13 protein-coding genes, 2 pseudogenes and 1 riboswitch are annotated in these 15124 nt (G+C 33.9%); of the genes and pseudogenes, 10 read left to right on the top strand and 5 right to left on the bottom strand.

Going from position 1 to position 15124, the window contains the following annotated elements; all coding sequences use genetic code 11:
• Positions 1-232: 232 nt before the first annotated feature.
• A pseudogene (locus ACFTQ7_RS18640) lies at positions 233-533 on the top strand (MFS transporter); the annotation flags it as partial.
• Between the two features lie 219 nt (positions 534-752).
• Here ACFTQ7_RS18640 and ACFTQ7_RS18635 read toward each other — a convergent pair.
• Positions 753-884, bottom strand: a complete 132-nt coding sequence (locus ACFTQ7_RS18635; RefSeq protein WP_386830334.1) for a hypothetical protein — start codon at positions 882-884, stop codon at positions 753-755.
• A 303-nt stretch (positions 885-1187) separates the two neighbouring features.
• Between ACFTQ7_RS18635 and ACFTQ7_RS18630 the strand changes: the two genes are divergently transcribed.
• The 3 genes from ACFTQ7_RS18630 to ACFTQ7_RS18620 all read left to right on the top strand — a co-directional run bounded on the left by ACFTQ7_RS18630 (position 1188) and on the right by ACFTQ7_RS18620 (position 2996).
• Positions 1188-1274 carry a hypothetical protein gene (locus ACFTQ7_RS18630; protein ID WP_386830342.1) on the top strand — a complete coding sequence of 29 codons (87 nt, stop codon included), beginning with the start codon at positions 1188-1190 and terminating at the stop codon, positions 1272-1274.
• Complete coding sequence (locus ACFTQ7_RS18625; protein ID WP_386830333.1) at positions 1240-1512, top strand: S8 family serine peptidase; 273 nt, start codon at positions 1240-1242, stop codon at positions 1510-1512. Before ACFTQ7_RS18630 ends, ACFTQ7_RS18625 begins: the two co-directional genes overlap by 35 nt.
• A 617-nt stretch (positions 1513-2129) precedes the next feature.
• Complete coding sequence (locus ACFTQ7_RS18620) at positions 2130-2996, top strand: collagen-like protein (RefSeq protein ID WP_386830332.1); 867 nt, start codon at positions 2130-2132, stop codon at positions 2994-2996.
• 368 nt (positions 2997-3364) lie between these two features.
• Here ACFTQ7_RS18620 and ACFTQ7_RS18615 read toward each other — a convergent pair whose 3' ends face one another.
• Positions 3365-3685, bottom strand: a complete 321-nt coding sequence (locus ACFTQ7_RS18615) for a DUF4183 domain-containing protein (RefSeq protein WP_386830331.1) — start codon at positions 3683-3685, stop codon at positions 3365-3367.
• A gap of 52 nt (positions 3686-3737) precedes the next feature.
• On the bottom strand, positions 3738-4157 hold the full coding sequence (locus tag ACFTQ7_RS18610; RefSeq protein ID WP_386830330.1) for a DUF4183 domain-containing protein: 420 nt from the start codon (positions 4155-4157) through the stop codon (positions 3738-3740).
• A gap of 993 nt (positions 4158-5150) precedes the next feature.
• Here ACFTQ7_RS18610 and ACFTQ7_RS18605 point away from each other — a divergent pair.
• The 4 genes from ACFTQ7_RS18605 (at position 5151) to ACFTQ7_RS18590 (ending at position 10060) form a co-directional block, all read left to right on the top strand.
• Positions 5151-5657, top strand: a complete 507-nt coding sequence (locus ACFTQ7_RS18605) for an NPCBM/NEW2 domain-containing protein (protein WP_386830329.1) — start codon at positions 5151-5153, stop codon at positions 5655-5657.
• 352 nt (positions 5658-6009) lie between these two features.
• Complete coding sequence (locus ACFTQ7_RS18600; protein ID WP_386830328.1) at positions 6010-8091, top strand: serine hydrolase domain-containing protein; 2082 nt, start codon at positions 6010-6012, stop codon at positions 8089-8091.
• Positions 8092-8354: 263 nt separating this feature from the next.
• Positions 8355-8765 carry a hypothetical protein gene (locus tag ACFTQ7_RS18595; protein ID WP_349660922.1) on the top strand — a complete coding sequence of 137 codons (411 nt, stop codon included), beginning with the start codon at positions 8355-8357 and terminating at the stop codon, positions 8763-8765.
• A gap of 443 nt (positions 8766-9208) precedes the next feature.
• Positions 9209-10060 carry a leucine-rich repeat domain-containing protein gene (locus ACFTQ7_RS18590; RefSeq protein ID WP_386830327.1) on the top strand — a complete coding sequence of 284 codons (852 nt, stop codon included), beginning with the start codon at positions 9209-9211 and terminating at the stop codon, positions 10058-10060.
• A 675-nt stretch (positions 10061-10735) separates the two neighbouring features.
• Here the strand turns inward: ACFTQ7_RS18590 and ACFTQ7_RS18585 are convergent.
• Positions 10736-11395: a CatB-related O-acetyltransferase gene (locus ACFTQ7_RS18585; protein ID WP_386830326.1), complete on the bottom strand. Its 660-nt coding sequence runs from the start codon at positions 11393-11395 to the stop codon at positions 10736-10738.
• Between the two features lie 474 nt (positions 11396-11869).
• Here ACFTQ7_RS18585 and ACFTQ7_RS18580 point away from each other — a divergent pair.
• Positions 11870-12233: pseudogene (locus tag ACFTQ7_RS18580) on the top strand (GNAT family N-acetyltransferase).
• A 45-nt stretch (positions 12234-12278) separates the two neighbouring features.
• Here ACFTQ7_RS18580 and ACFTQ7_RS18575 read toward each other — a convergent pair.
• The gene (locus ACFTQ7_RS18575; RefSeq protein WP_386830325.1) at positions 12279-12896 is read right to left on the bottom strand and encodes an FMN-binding negative transcriptional regulator; all 618 of its coding nucleotides are present in this window, start codon (positions 12894-12896) and stop codon (positions 12279-12281) included.
• A gap of 169 nt (positions 12897-13065) precedes the next feature.
• On the opposite strand from ACFTQ7_RS18575, the gene pdxR reads away from it, so the two are divergent.
• Complete coding sequence (pdxR, locus tag ACFTQ7_RS18570; RefSeq protein WP_386830324.1) at positions 13066-14466, top strand: MocR-like pyridoxine biosynthesis transcription factor PdxR; 1401 nt, start codon at positions 13066-13068, stop codon at positions 14464-14466.
• Between the two features lie 514 nt (positions 14467-14980).
• Positions 14981-15079: riboswitch (purine riboswitch) on the top strand.
• Positions 15080-15124 lie beyond the last annotated feature (45 nt).

Genomic DNA, 15124 nt, shown 5'->3' with positions numbered 1-15124 from the left:
GTTGAAGCATTTTAAATTGGATTAAAATAATTATGTTTTAAAGACCATCAGTGGGGTTCTAGTTGTCTTTGTTAGTTCAAAATTTGTTATCGAATGACTTGAGAATCCATCTAAAAGACATACGTTTAATTCTGATAGATATAAAGTTCAGAATTAAGCGTATGTCTTATTTTGGAAATGAATAATTAGAGCTTTCCATTAACATTTCACTAATTTTACAGGGGGTTCCGAGCTATTAGCCGCATTCGCACCGAGCGATTCTTTGGTTCTATTATCGTAGCACTTTCTTTACTTGGAATAGGGTGGAACTTGGCTTAATAAGTGGTACTGTACAAATAGTTGATTCAACAGAGCCTTCTACACGTGCAAAAACGCAAGGGAAAATAGATGTTTTAGTTGCACTAGCAGGAGCGTCGGGTGGTGCCCTTTCGGGGATGGTAGTGGCTAATGCAAGCTATGCAACATTATCATTAGCTGGAGGTCTATTATCTTTGATCCTTATTCCAGTTGTCATTTGGTCAAAAAAAGCTTGAGATAAATTATATGATACTAAAAATGGTTACTAAAATAGTTTCAAAGTAACCAATGCATTCTTTTTTAAACAAGCAGTGAAATCAAGAATTTAGAGTAAATTTAAATAAAAATTTTATTAAAAAACAACTTAATTTAAGGTTCTTTTGTTGGCATTCGGTACTCCAAAATGTAAAATCAAAAGAACCTTTTCCTCTTAAGAAAAACAAATAACTATGTAATTAGCTATTTGTTTTATCATCTTCTTTTGTTTGATTACATGCCTTAATTACCTCATTAAAGGCTACTATAATTTCCTCGATTGTATATCCCGCCTCGAGTAATTCATTAGTTATTTGTTCTAATTTGTACATATGTTCATTCCTTGATGAATTTTAAAATCTAATTAGTCGTTATAAAAATGTAGGCATTGACAATAATTAAATTACAGTTTTGGATACAAAAGTACATTTAAAAAACAACGGATTGGAACTTAATGATTTAAGGCTAGGGCAATACTTTATCCATTATGTACCTAAAAGTTTTGCCTTTTGGATATTTCCGGATCTTTTGAAAAATTATCTAAAAGGTTATGACTTTGTCGATAACGATAATAATCCAGAAGATACGGAGGGACAAGAACACATGTAGCAGGGATAATTGCTGCGGACGGATCCATGAAAGGAATTGCTCCCGATGCATCAATTCTAGCTTATCGTGTTTTTGGTGATGAAAAAGGGCGGGGATACCGAGACAATTGTTAAGGCTATTCATCAAGCTATCAAAGATGGTGCACAAATTATTAACTTATTTTTGGGAGAATCTTATAAAGGCACAGATTCCCCATTAAATAAAGCGGTCCAAGAAGCTATAGCTAAAAATATCACAGTTATAGTAGCAGTAGGAAATGCGGGGCCATTTTCATTTAATAAAGCTCCTTATGTGTTGGAATATTATACGCCATTTTCGCCAGAGCAACTAACAATTAACCAATGTATTTAAGGAGTTGCTTTGAATGGAATGGAACCCATTTCCTACAGGCATTTTGATAATATAGAATAATACATATTTCAAACAAAGTATAATTAATATGAAAATGTCTGCTTATGGAAAAAGCAGACATTTTTTTGTGAATGATTTCTAATGTGCGATAAAAAATTAAATTGCCTTAGATACTATTGTAATTTCATAGTTCGCTATCTTCATAAGTCCATAGCTGATTACCATATCCATATGTTCCGTCTTTTGTGGTTTCAACTTGTTTATATGGTCTTTTTACCTGAAGGATCCAGTTGGATGAAATCACCTGATTTGCTCGACCATTTCATTAAGAGGTATGGCTGCAAGGAATGCAGGGGTACATAAAATGCAGTTTAGGTTAGGATAGGAAATCATGAGAAGCCCCCAGTAATGATGTTTCAGCTTTTTATCGTGCTTTAGATGAAGGAAAATATTATCTTTAAAAGGTTCTCACATAAAAATGAAAGATTAATATGTAACACTTTAAGGAGGATGAAAAAAGAATTTATAAGATATCATTTTCCGGTTATTTCGCTAGTGTTATGTCTATTTCATTATTTTTAATTAAAATATTATAAAAAAGGGGAGGAGGTGATCTAATGAGTTTTAGTAATTTTAGAAGAGGGCTAAACGGAGAAACAGGTTCAACTGGAGAGATAGGTTATCAAGGAATAACAGGAGTAACTGGTTTAACAGATTTCAAAGGGTTAGCGGAAGAGGTAGGTTCACCTGGATTGCAAATAATAGTGGGGAGAATTGGAGCAACAGGAGCAACAGGAGCAACTGGTCTGCGAGGGGTATCCGGAACAACGGGAGCAACCGGACCACAAGGGGTAACTGGAGCAACAGGAGCAACTGGTCTGCAAGGGGTAACCGGAACAACGGGAGCAACTGGACCACAAGGGGTAACCGGAACAACAGGAGCAACTGGTCTGCAAGGGGGGACCGGAACAACGGGAGCAACTGGTCTGCGAGGGGTGACCGGAACAACAGGAACAACTGGTCTGCAAGGGGTAACCGGAACAACGGGAGCAACCGGACCAACCGGACCAAGTGGTTCAGGGTTAATGGAGGTTTTTCTTTCTACAGATCAATCAGTAGGAAACAATGACTTTCTTGGATCAGGTACTTCATCAGCTTCGTTTGTAAGAAGTTCAATAGTTATTCCAGTGGATGCTACGATAAAAAGTATAACTTTGAATATACGTGACCACGTTCTAAGTGCTGGACAAATAGTTTCTGCCCAAATATTTACAAGTTCAAACTGTGGATTTACTGCTCCGATAGCTACTGGAATTATAGCTACAGTTACAGGACCAAACTCGTCTACAACTCCGAATTGTTGTGCAACAACATCTGCAAATTTAACAGTTAATAGATGTACACTTCTATCAGTTCAACTAACTACAACAGGTGGGGCTTTTTCTAATGGTGTTACTGTGACTATTTTATTAAATACTCCGTGATTTGATGTTTTTGATCGAAACAAAAAGAAAATATTTCAAGTTTAATAAATTGTACAGGGGAAAAGGGGATAGCGTAGTGCAATAACAGCTTGGACCGATACATGCAACAGTTTGCTATCCCGAGTAAGTATATGCCAAAAACATTACAACTTTATATATGTATGAAAGGGATGAAATAAAAAGAGCCATCTCCTTAGGGGAAATGACTGAAGTGATAATGAAGAGAATTCGAGAAGAGGGATTACTATATAAATATTTATAGGCTTGGAGGGTGTCACTTGGGATAAAAGTGACCCTAAGCACCAAAATAGAAGACAGGCTAGAAAGCTTACACTATTAAAACTTATTGTTTGGATGATTATTAGTCATTAAGTTTGTGTAACTAATTCCACAGCTTCTACTACCAAAGGAGTTCCTGCTGTGATTGTACCAGTAACACCGTTAAAAGTTAACTCTGTTGCAGAAATTGTAAACGAATCACCTTCTTGTAGTACACCATTTATATAAAAATTATAGTAACCATTTGCTACTACTGGGAAAGTAGTAGCGGCATTCCCGCTATCATCTAGAAAGGCAGTCGCAAGGATTGTAGTACCGTCAGCAACTGTTAAATTTGCTGCTAACACATCAAAAAATCTTGTGGAAGTAGCATGAACATTTACATGAATATTAATAATTGAAAGAGCCATTGTTTCACCTCCTTTCAAGGCTAAAAGAAAAGTAATTTAGCAGATTTTTATATCATATTTGTTGGAATCCCAATGATTCAATAATGATTGGTGTTCCGGCAAAAATAGTGGCATTAAATGGTTTAAGGTTTAACGAATCTGAGGTTACTTTATAAGCACCGCCCTCTTGCATCACAGCATTGATGTAAAGATTGACATATCCATTGGGATTAAAAAGTTTGAATTCTGTTACTGGATCGCCATTATCATCTGTAAATAAATTAGCTGGAAGGGTTGTTCCGTTTGTTAAATCAATATCTTCTGCAACAATATAGAAATATCTATTTATTATTGGAATAACAGTTCCTTCAGGGATAACCACTGGCGGAGGTTGAATAGAACATATGTCAACAGCTTTTATACGGGGCAAAAAAACTCGGTTATTTTCACACCAACTGTCACAAATCAAATTTTGTGGGTCCATTTTTTTCATTATTTGTCACCTCCATTTCGTAATATGTTGCTTACCCCGTAAGTTATAGGCGTTTGTTACTTATTAATTGAGAAAGCTGTTCCTTCAGTAATATTTTATGGATGTATGTTGGAAGATGGTTGGTAATATGTCTATTAAAGAGAAATAAATAATATTTTTAATGAAAAGATGGGATTTTTTAAATACCTAAAATCAATTGAGAGCTATGAAAATGGAATTTTGAGGAATACGGGGAGATAGATTTTTACCTTGTTACTAAGCAATCTGAGGAAAGTAACTATAAAAGGGTCACCGAGTAAATAGTGAGAAAAAATGTTGCGCATAGCAAAGTTTTTTGCTGGTGATAAATTCGGACCGACTGGTTCATTCATCAAAGATTTGAATTCAGGTCCAGAACAACTTAAAGACAATGATTACGAGTCCGGTGCAATACCGAACTCATTTTACCCAAGCTCCTAATGCTATTAGCGGGTTGCTCCATTTATAAAGGAGCACCTCGTTATTTTTGTTGTATCATACAAGTACTAAAGTTAATTAAGATTAAAAATTTAGGTAAAAAAGGTAGTGTGTGTTAAAGACTCGACCATATCGTTGAATAAATCCAGGTTCAATACAACCACAATCGTCCCTACCATTTCCGCCTCAGTATCCACCATAAAAATGAGCTATTACGAGGTTAAGAGACGGAAGAACTTTAAATGTATTTGTGACTTCTATTGATGAAAAAAAGTTTAGGTGGATTTCTTCCTAATGGCAACAGTTATTTAGGAAGTGTTAATGAACGTTTTCCCAACCTGTGGATTAATGTTTCTGATTGTATTCTATTTTCTAGACAAAATTTACAGTTATTAAAAAAGATTGAAAATTTTGGTTTGTTGTGTAAAGATAAGAAATGTATTTCAAAATCGAAAGGGGATTTGATATGAAAAACACAAAGCAGGTTATTAATCAAAAGGTTTTCGATTTAATGTATTAAGTTTAGCTGTGGTTTTAATGCTTACAATTTGTACATTTTTTGTAAGCGGAAATACTACTACTTTAGCTGCTACACCTGTATTTGTGCAATTAAGTGATGAATTAACTCCAATTTCAGTTACAGGAGATATAGAGCAAATGAAACCTAATTATTTTTCTTATAATAAAAACCAATCGTTTTATAAAACACAGTTATCTATTAATGGTGTGAAATATGAAAAAGAGATTGGATCGCACTCAAATAGTTCAATTAAGTATAATTTGAATGGACAGTATACTAAATTTACAGTAGATGTAGGAATAGATGATCAAGTAGCGCCGGGTCATGGTTCTGTGAATTTTGTGATAATCGCTGATGGTAAAATTTTAAATATAAGTCCGGTTAAAAAATCGAACGAACCAGCTGAACATGTAGAAGTAAATATTGCAGGAAAAAATACACTTGAGTTAGTTGCGTTTGATGCTAATGATAATATTGACAATGATCATGCCAACTGGGCGGATTCAATATTGTTTATTCAATAAAAGCCAATAGATTAAGTTATATCTTTAATAGACTAGTATTCTTAATAAAATGTGGAGCATTATAATAGGGTATTTTTAAACTGAACTAATATTTATAAAATTTAGTTCAGTTTTTGTTTATAAGAAAATCTACTCACAAATTTTAAAAAGATTACTACTGATAGGCGCCTATTCTTGTTTTAACTAAATAGTTTTTTTACGGAAGGTAGATACTGAATTTTACCTTTTATTTACTTTCTTTTTCCTTTAATTTGGTTTTGCTTATGTATACTGCTTAACAAGGACAACAAGGAGATACCTTTGTTCGAAATAAGCAATGAAATCGATACTTATCTAAGGAGGCAATTCTTTTATGAAAAATAAACTATCTGGGGTGTTAGCTGCTACATTAGCGTTAACGATGAGCCTACCATCAGGGACGATGGCGTCTTCTAGCAGTCAGACTACGGTTGTAGCTAGCCAAGAAGTAACTAGCCGAGAACTGAAGAAGATTGCGGCAGAGAAGGCTGCGCTACTCACGAAGTCCTATGAGACGACTAGTGTGCAGTATGCGTTAATTGATAATGGCAAACTTATTTTGTCGGGTCAGACAGGCAAGAACGATATGAAAGGGAAACAGCCACTGACCAAAGATACCCTATACGGGATTGGTTCAGTCAGTAAAATGTATGCAGCGGCAGCTGTGATGAAATTGGTCGACGAAGGAAAAGTCGATTTGGATGCTCCTGTCGTCGACTATGTTCCTGATTTCAAGATGAAGGATGAACGGTATAAACGTATTACGCCGCGTATGCTGTTGAACCACTCCTCCGGCTTGCAAGGTACTGGGTATGGTAATACATTTTTATTCAAAGATAATGATACCTATGCACATGATAACTTGTTGCGGCAGTTGTCCAACCAACACTTGAAGGCGGATCCTGGCGCGTTCTCCGTATACTGCAACGACGGGTTTACGCTAGCCGAGATTATGGTGGAAAGAGTCAGTGGTATGAGTTTTACCGAGTTTATACATCAACGGTTTACAGAACCCTTAAAGCTAAATCATACGAAAACGCCGCAGGACAAATGGGAAGACGATAAGCGGGCTGGACTTTATTTTCCAACTTACCAAGGGCAGCTTCCTACTGAATCGGTGAATGTGATCGGTACGGGAGGGATCTCTTCCACAGCAGAAGATATGGTTCGATTCTCACAATTATTTATGGGGCAGGGAAAAGGAATCCTCTCTGATAAGGCAGTCAAGGCGATGGAGCACGAGGAATATAAAAAAGGAATGTGGCCAGGGGATGGAGATAATATCTTCAACTATGGTCTTGGCTGGGATAGTGTGAAACTATATCCATTCAGTGAATATGGGATAAAGGGCTTGGCTAAAGGAGGCGACACGGGACTGCAACATGCTTCACTAGTCGTCCTTCCTGAACAGAAGATGGCAGTGGCTGTGTTATCCTCCGGCGGTAGCAGCGCTACAAATCAACTGATGGCGACAGAATTACTGCTCGCTGCACTCAAAGAGAAAGGCACAATTAAGGATATTGAGCCAAACAAATCCTTTGGCAAGCCGGTCAAGGCCAAAATGCCTCAAGATGTAGCGAAGAAAGCGGGTTTTTACGGCAATAGTTTCAGTCATTTCAATGTAAAAATCAAGAAAAATGGAGAACTGTTCTTACCATCTAATCCAGAAGAAAAATATGTATATACTGCGAATGGAAGCTTTATTAATGAGAAAGGTACCTCCAAACTCAACTTCGTCACAGAGAAGAATAGAAGAACATATTTGAAAGAAAGCTCATTTATATCGATGCCTGGTTTAGGGCAAGTAGCGCTTACTCACTATTTAGCCGAGAAACTAGAAGACAACGTGCTATCGAAGGAAACCACTGCCGCATGGGCGAAGCGGGAAGGCGTCAAGTTCTATCTCGTAAATGAGAAATATAGTTCTGCTCAATATCTCGCACCAATGATGCTTACAACACAAATTAATCGAAATGAAGGTCTAGAGGGCTATTGGGCCGGCCGAAAAATTACAGGCCCAAACTCGGCCGCGCATCAGCTACAGATCCCTGGGATGACAGGCCGTGATACGACGGAATCTCTTTTTTATACAGAAGGCGGTAATGAATATATGGAGATGTCCGGATTGTTATACGTAAGTGAAACCAACGTAAAACCGCTTGATGCAAGCAAATCATCTAAAGTTACGTTACAAGCAAATGGGCATGCGAGATGGTTTACGATCCCGCAAGCGGTAGCAGGGAAAACGATGAACGTGGCGTTGCCAGAGAAGAGTGCGTTCGCGGTGTATGATGAGAATGGAGTATGCGTCAATTTTACTGTTGTGAGTAGCGATAACAAAGTAAAACTGCCGAAGGACGGAACGGTTGTATTTGCTGGCGTGCCGAACTCGGAATTTGAAATCACGTTGAACTAGCTGCAATTCAATTTTAGGGTTTTAATTTTAATAAAATTCATGAAAAAAATAACGAGATACTCAATTTATAAATCGAGTATTTCGTTGTTTTTGTTGTATCATACAAGCACTATAAAAGCGGCTAAAATAGGTTATTAGCCCTTAAAACAAATCAATCTAGAGATTTTTAAGATTGTAATAGAGATAATAGCGGATACATATCTAGATATTTTACATAAGTTAATTTAGATTAAAAATTTAGGTTAATAAGGGAGTGTGTGTTCATGACTCAACCATATCGGCGAAGTCCAGGTTCAACCCAACCACAGCCACGTCAAATAAGTCCAGGTTCAATACAGCCACAGCCATATATAAGTCCAGGTTCAATACAACCACAGCCATATATAAGTCCAGGCTCGATCCAACCACAACCGTACCCACCATTTCCACCATATCCGCCACAGTACCCACCATTTCCACCGCAGTATCCACCACAATATCCACCATACCCACCATATCCTCCACCACAACAAACTGGTGGATGTATTCAAAAATGGGCTAATATGAAGTTAAGAGACGGAAGAACTTTAAATGTATTTGTGACTTCTATTGATGAAAAAAGTTTAGGTGGTTTCCTTCCTAGTGGCCAACAGGTTGCAATAGATTTAAATGAAATTACATTTATGACTTGTTAAAACTTCAAATTACCTAAAAAATAAAAACATCTTAGATATTTTATTATAAGTCAATAAGTAAAGTAGTATCTTAAATACACGAGTCACCTTAATAAAATGTGTATATTATAATACATTATTTTTATGCTGAACTAATTCAAACAATTTAGTTCAGCTTTTATTTATGAGAAAAAACGGAGATTAAAATATTTACGAAGTAATAGTACACGCTTTCCAAACCTTCAAATAAGTATCTTCAAATTTTTCACTGCATATGTAGGTGCCACTTTGCATGGAAGAAAACTCTCAGGAGGAGAATGTCGAAAAAATCGCACTAGGCTGTGTAGATTGTGAAGAAATGTACTTAAAATATCGGAGCAGATTAGTTTAGCAAAGATATAAAAATTGAATTTAGACCATTGAATTATGTTATGATTGTATTTTTAAAAAAAGGAGGCAGACAAATGAAACTAGATTTTCCCCATATGAAATTAGACTCTTTACCTAATTTAGATGTACCCATAAAAGAAATAACAAATTTAAACCTTTTTGATAATAAATTCACGACGATTCCTTCAGAAATTTATAAAATGAACAGATTAAAAGTGTTGAATATATCTGTTAATAAGATCAGTAAAATGCCTGCCGAGATAGAGAATTTAACTGAACTTAGAATGCTGGATGCAGGGCATAATGAAATTGCCGTTCTTCCTCCTGAAATTGGCTCCCTTAATAATTTGGAGGATTATTTATACCTTCATAATAATAAATTACAATCCATTCCACCTGAAATCTCTAAGCTGGTCAAAGTGAAATATTTAAATCTAAGTGATAATCAATTAATAAAATTACCTGAAGAACTTGGACATTTGACCAATATTATAGAACTGCGGGTAATGAATAATCAATTAAAAGAGTTGCCGTACAGTATTAGTGGATTAAGTAACTTGAAGGAATTACATTTGAAAAATAATCAAATCACAACTCTTCCGGTGAATTTAGGGGAATTGTCATTATTACGTGTTTTAGATATGGAAGATAATCAATTAAAAGAAATACCTCAATCGTTACATAAATGTTTAAGGTTGAGACGATTAAATTTGAGGCATAATCAATTAACCACATTGCCTGAAGAGATTGGACAATGGAAGAATTTATTAGAAATTGATCTAAGAAGTAATCTTCTAACTGACTTACCAAAATCATTGCTGGAAATTGAGGGATTAGAGCGTCTTGATCTTAGATGGAACCATCAATTAAACATACCAAAGTGGTTAAGTGAATTAGAAGAAAAAGGGTGTATTATTTATTTGTAATTGTGATTAAATGCACTTCAACGAACGGGGTGCGTTCAGAATAAAAAATAACAACTTATAATTCATTTTTTAAAGGATAAATAATTATAGAATGTAAATGAAACAACATAAAGAGCTTTGCTACTTATAATTTGTAGTAAGGCTCTTATCTATTTGATTAAAATTAAATAACTTTATTAATTCTAACAAAAAGAGGGTATGAGTTATAAAACAGTAGCGAAAGAATTAGAAATTGATCATTCAATGGTAAGACGTTGGGTTTCAGGCAAGAGACCACTAAAGTGCCACAGCAGAAGAATTATTACTCTTTATAATATGTTTACTAAGTAACAACACTTGGAAAAGTTTCGAAGTAACCAATGCCTTTAAGTGCTTACTTTGTAAATGTAGTCAAAGCAGGAGCAAGTAAAATATTCACTAAGCCTAGTTTTACTTGTGATGATTTTTTTTAAATACAATGTTGTTTTAGTACTTTATATTTAAAAAGATATCGATATGGAAGATTGGAAGGCATGCTCTGAAAATGGACTAACTTGTCAGTCAAAGACGGTAAAAAAACAAATGACCAAGTGCTCATTAAAAAGTGAGTACCTGGTTTTTTTGCCTATTATCATACGCTAACGTTTTGATAAAGCTAAAAAACTACACTCTAAATAGAATATAGTTTATTGTTTATTATTTTATCTTTACTTCATTTATATAGAAATCATACAATTGATTGATGGAACCACTTGACAACAAAGGAACAGCTTTTTCAATATTATTTCTTTCCCAATCAAACCAACGTAATTCTAATAATTTATCTATTTCAGAATCTGAAAAACGTTTTCTTATTTCTTTTGTAGGGTTTCCGCCGACAATAGTATAAGGAGGAACATCTTTTAAAACAACAGATCCTGCTGCAACAATCGCACCTTCTCCAATAGTAACCCCAGGCATTATCATAGCATTCATACCAATCCAAGCATCACTTTTAATAACAGTATCTCCCTTGGGTTCATAAGAGCGTTCTATTTGTTCTGTAAATGGGTATACCGTTATCCATTCAGAATGGTGATTATGATTACCACCCATTAAAATGATAACACCGCTTGCGATACAAACATAGTTTCCAATAATTAATTTATCTAAATGCCAACCAAAATCATTAATAGGATTAAATAATTTACGTGACTTGTCATCGCCCCAAAGATATCTAACGCAGCCATCTTCGAAATTTTGATTACCATAATAACCTGAGTAGTATGAATAGTTACCTACTTCAATAAGTGGATTTGTCACTAAATCTTTTAGATATTTTATTTCTGACCAATGATTATATAGTTGATTGTTCATTATATTTACCTCGCTTCTAAGTAATTAAAATTTTTAATATATACTTAGAAGCTTAATTTCACAGCGACATTTTTAAATTTTTTCAAACGACGTATCATCGTCCTCAACCTCTCATTTTTAATGAGGATATAATAGCTAAAAAAAATAAATAAGTCAATTAAGAATATAGGTTGATAGTATTTATTTCAATATCTCTAACGACTTTTTTATTTAGATTTAATCTATATAGCATTGATTTTTTATGTATTCAAAAAGATTCCTATGTTAGCGTTCGGTACCCTGAGTGCTAGTTAGACATATACGTAATTCAACGGGCGAGTGACTACCAAAAGGTCCCACAGCAGAAGATTTATATTTCTGTTTATAAAATGGTTATTAAACAAATGTTTAGGAGTAACCAATGAATTTGTTTTTTTATATACTGCATTTGCAATATAAAATTTATGGAGGGTTAACTATAAAGGAGTGTAATCAATGACAGTAAAATTAGGTAAGTGTAGTATAGGAGATTTAATAAAACTACAAGAAGTTAGTGTCGAAACATTCAATGACACATTTAAAGATTAGAACTCACCTGAAAATATGAAAACTTATATGGAGAAAGCAATTACATTAGAAATAAATATCAAGGAAAAGGACTTGGAAAACATTTAATCAACAAAGCGATGGAAATAGCTGTAGCACAAAACAAAAAAACATCTGGTTAGGTGTTTGGGAAAAGAATGATAATGCCGTATTTTTTTACAAGAAAATAGGTTTTATCCATACTGGGACTCACTCTATTTATATGGGTGATGAAGAACAAATTGATATCATCAAGACAAAAACTCTTATATAAAATATATATGGCAGAAACGTTTATATAACATTTCTGCCTTCTGTTTTAGTCATTTTTATTTTTCTTCATAGCTTCTGCCACTGCAGAAGCATTAGGATCCTCTTCTTTATAAAGCTCGCTAATAATATTTGCGTAATCATTAGCATTACGATTTTGACTTAATTTATAGGCAGCTTGAACTTCTTCTATTTTAATTCTAAATCCTTTTATTCCTTTTAACTCTTGTTGTAACATTTCAGGAGAAAGTTTATCCCACAATACAGGATTTTCACGGAATTTCTCATATTTTTCAAGTAAGTTAGTTAAATCTTGTTCTAACTCATTTCCTTCCATGAGACTTGCTTTTCCATAAACATGAACTGATTGATAATTCCAGGTTGGCACATTTTCCTTTTCATACCAAGAAGAAGAAATATACGCATGTGGACCATTAAATATAACTAATATTTCATCTATATCCTCAAAAGTCCTCCATAGAGGATTTCCATATGCACAGTGACCTGTGAGGTAATATTCATCCTTAATTTTATTCAATAATAATGGTACATGGGCTGCTATTGGTTTTCCTTTTCTTATTGAAACAATTGTTGCAAATGAATTGTCTTTAATAAATTCTTTGATTTCTTCTAAATCAGTTTTTTTGTAATACTTAGGAATATACATGTAAAATCTCTCCTTACTTAATAGAAATCATTGTGAGTTTTTGGAATAAACAAAATATTATTATAGGATGTGTTTACATTTTCTCCGTCACAATGTAGATTTTATTATAATAACCCTCTGGTACCGTTAAAAGTGCCAAGAATGTTATTTCTAAAGGAGCCAAAAATATATGTTTGAAATTACACCAATATTAAATAATGGAGAACCACTATATTTTCAATTATATAAATACATTAAAGATGAAATTCAAAATGGAAACATTTTAGCTAAAACCAAATTGCCCTCTCAACGAAGTTTAGCTAAACATTTAAACATTAGTCGCAACACAGTAGACGTTGCATATCAACAGCTCCTTGCAGAAGGGTATGTGGTAAGTAGAGAAAGAGAGGGGATATATGTTGTAGAACTTGAAAAGGATTATTTTCAAAAAAATAATGTTAAATTTGATAAAACATTATTAAAGTCTAACAAAGAAAAAGATCCTACTGTAATTAAGTATGATTTTAATTATGGGGATATAAATTTAAAAGACTTTCCCTATAAAATATGGCGTAAATTGAGTATGCAAAGTCTTAATGAAGAACAAGGTCACCTTTTTTTATATGGGGATGCACAAGGTGAGCTTGAATTAAGAGGTTATATTGCAAAATATCTTTATGAAGCTAGAGGGGTTAAATGCTCTGCAGACCAAATTGTAATAGGGGCAGGCTTGCAATATCTTACGGGAATAGTATGTAACTTGATTGGACGAGAAAAGCTTTTTGGTATGGAAGATCCAGGATATTATAGAGTTCGCTACCTTTTTGAAGATAATGGTATAAGGGTAAAACCAATACATCTTGATGATTATGGGATTAGTATTGCCCATTTAAGAAATAGCAAGGTTAAAGCCATATATGTGACTCCATCTCATCAATTTCCAATGGGAACAGTCATGCCTATCTCAAGAAGACTAGAGTTATTAGAGTGGGCAAAAGAAGAAAACGCTTATATCATAGAGGACGACTATGATGGTGAGTTTAGATATGCTGGGAAACCAATACCGGCTCTACAAGGATTAGATTCGTATGATCATGTTATATATATGGGAACATTTTCAAAATCGTTGATTCCTTCCATCAAACTAAGTTATATGGTTTTACCAAGAAAATTAATTAACTTATATATCGAGAACAGCTATTATGTTCAAACTGTGTCGAGATTACATCAACATACTTTACAATTATTTATGGAAAGTGGTCATTGGGAGAGACATCTGAGTAAATCAAGAAATAGCTATAAGAGAAAATACGAGGCCTTATTAAAGGCAATTAATCAAATAATGGGAGATAAAGTGAAAATTTATGGTGCTAGTAGTGGATTACATATTCTGCTGGAACCAAATAATAGTATGTCCGAAGATGAACTAATAGAAAAAGCAAAAATGGAAGGTGTAAAGTTATATCCAACGTCAATTTTTTATGCGATTCCTCCAGAAGAAAAACCAGCAAAAGTTTTACTTGGATTTGCGAACTTAGATGAAGAAGGAATTTACAAGGGAATAGAGCTTTTAAAAAATGCTTGGTTTTAATCCATATTATTTTATGCTTTTAAGAAGTGAATATTATATCAAATAAAAAAATTCAAAGCATATTATAAAAAAGGACATGCTCTTTTATAAAAGCTTTCTTTGGTGGCATTCGGTACTTCGAGTGCTTGCAGACATTTACGTAACTAAAAGACTATCTAAAAGTGCCGTAGCAGAAGATTTAATTTCTATTTGTAAAATGGTAATTACACCAACAACACTGCCTTAAATAAAATGAAACCATTTACTACTGCCATTTTATTGATATAGAATTTATATATCAAAAATATTACTAATAAAAAAATGACTGCTAATGATCTAAAGCAGACATTTTTTTATGAAGGATTTTTAATGTGCTATAAAACGTGAATTGTCTTAGGTTCTAATTGAAATTTCATGTTCGTTAATAACTTAAAATTCCAAATGCGGCTACTGACTGAAAATTTTTATTGTAGAATATGCTTTTTATTAAAGAAAAGGTTCGGAACCATGTTGACAACCTAATATTTTTTTATTATTATTTAAAAAAATGAAATTCCGTATAACCCCAATAATATGGTTTGGGGGTCTCTACCAGGAACCGAAATTCCTGATTACGAAGAAAGTACAAGTACAATACTTGTATCTTCTTTGTAGTCAGGAATTTTTTTGTATTTTAATC

Origin of the sequence: Lysinibacillus sp. NPDC056959 (assembly GCF_042674095.1) — a bacterium.
In the GTDB taxonomy this organism is placed as follows: domain Bacteria; phylum Bacillota; class Bacilli; order Bacillales_A; family Planococcaceae; genus Lysinibacillus; species Lysinibacillus zambalensis.
This window is presented reverse-complemented; position numbering and strand designations above follow the sequence as displayed.

Coding starts and splice junctions, on each gene's coding strand:
- pdxR (WP_386830324.1), top strand. CDS start 13,066: ATGTTTGAAATTACACCAATATTAAATAATGGAGAACCACTATATTTT.
- ACFTQ7_RS18610 (WP_386830330.1), bottom strand. CDS start 4,157: ATGAAAAAAATGGACCCACAAAATTTGATTTGTGACAGTTGGTGTGAA.
- ACFTQ7_RS18595 (WP_349660922.1), top strand. CDS start 8,355: ATGACTCAACCATATCGGCGAAGTCCAGGTTCAACCCAACCACAGCCA.
- ACFTQ7_RS18605 (WP_386830329.1), top strand. CDS start 5,151: ATGCTTACAATTTGTACATTTTTTGTAAGCGGAAATACTACTACTTTA.
- ACFTQ7_RS18590 (WP_386830327.1), top strand. CDS start 9,209: ATGAAACTAGATTTTCCCCATATGAAATTAGACTCTTTACCTAATTTA.
- ACFTQ7_RS18615 (WP_386830331.1), bottom strand. CDS start 3,685: ATGGCTCTTTCAATTATTAATATTCATGTAAATGTTCATGCTACTTCC.
- ACFTQ7_RS18575 (WP_386830325.1), bottom strand. CDS start 12,896: ATGTATATTCCTAAGTATTACAAAAAAACTGATTTAGAAGAAATCAAA.
- ACFTQ7_RS18630 (WP_386830342.1), top strand. CDS start 1,188: ATGAAAGGAATTGCTCCCGATGCATCAATTCTAGCTTATCGTGTTTTT.
- ACFTQ7_RS18620 (WP_386830332.1), top strand. CDS start 2,130: ATGAGTTTTAGTAATTTTAGAAGAGGGCTAAACGGAGAAACAGGTTCA.
- ACFTQ7_RS18600 (WP_386830328.1), top strand. CDS start 6,010: ATGAAAAATAAACTATCTGGGGTGTTAGCTGCTACATTAGCGTTAACG.
- ACFTQ7_RS18635 (WP_386830334.1), bottom strand. CDS start 884: ATGTACAAATTAGAACAAATAACTAATGAATTACTCGAGGCGGGATAT.
- ACFTQ7_RS18585 (WP_386830326.1), bottom strand. CDS start 11,395: ATGAACAATCAACTATATAATCATTGGTCAGAAATAAAATATCTAAAA.
- ACFTQ7_RS18625 (WP_386830333.1), top strand. CDS start 1,240: ATGAAAAAGGGCGGGGATACCGAGACAATTGTTAAGGCTATTCATCAA.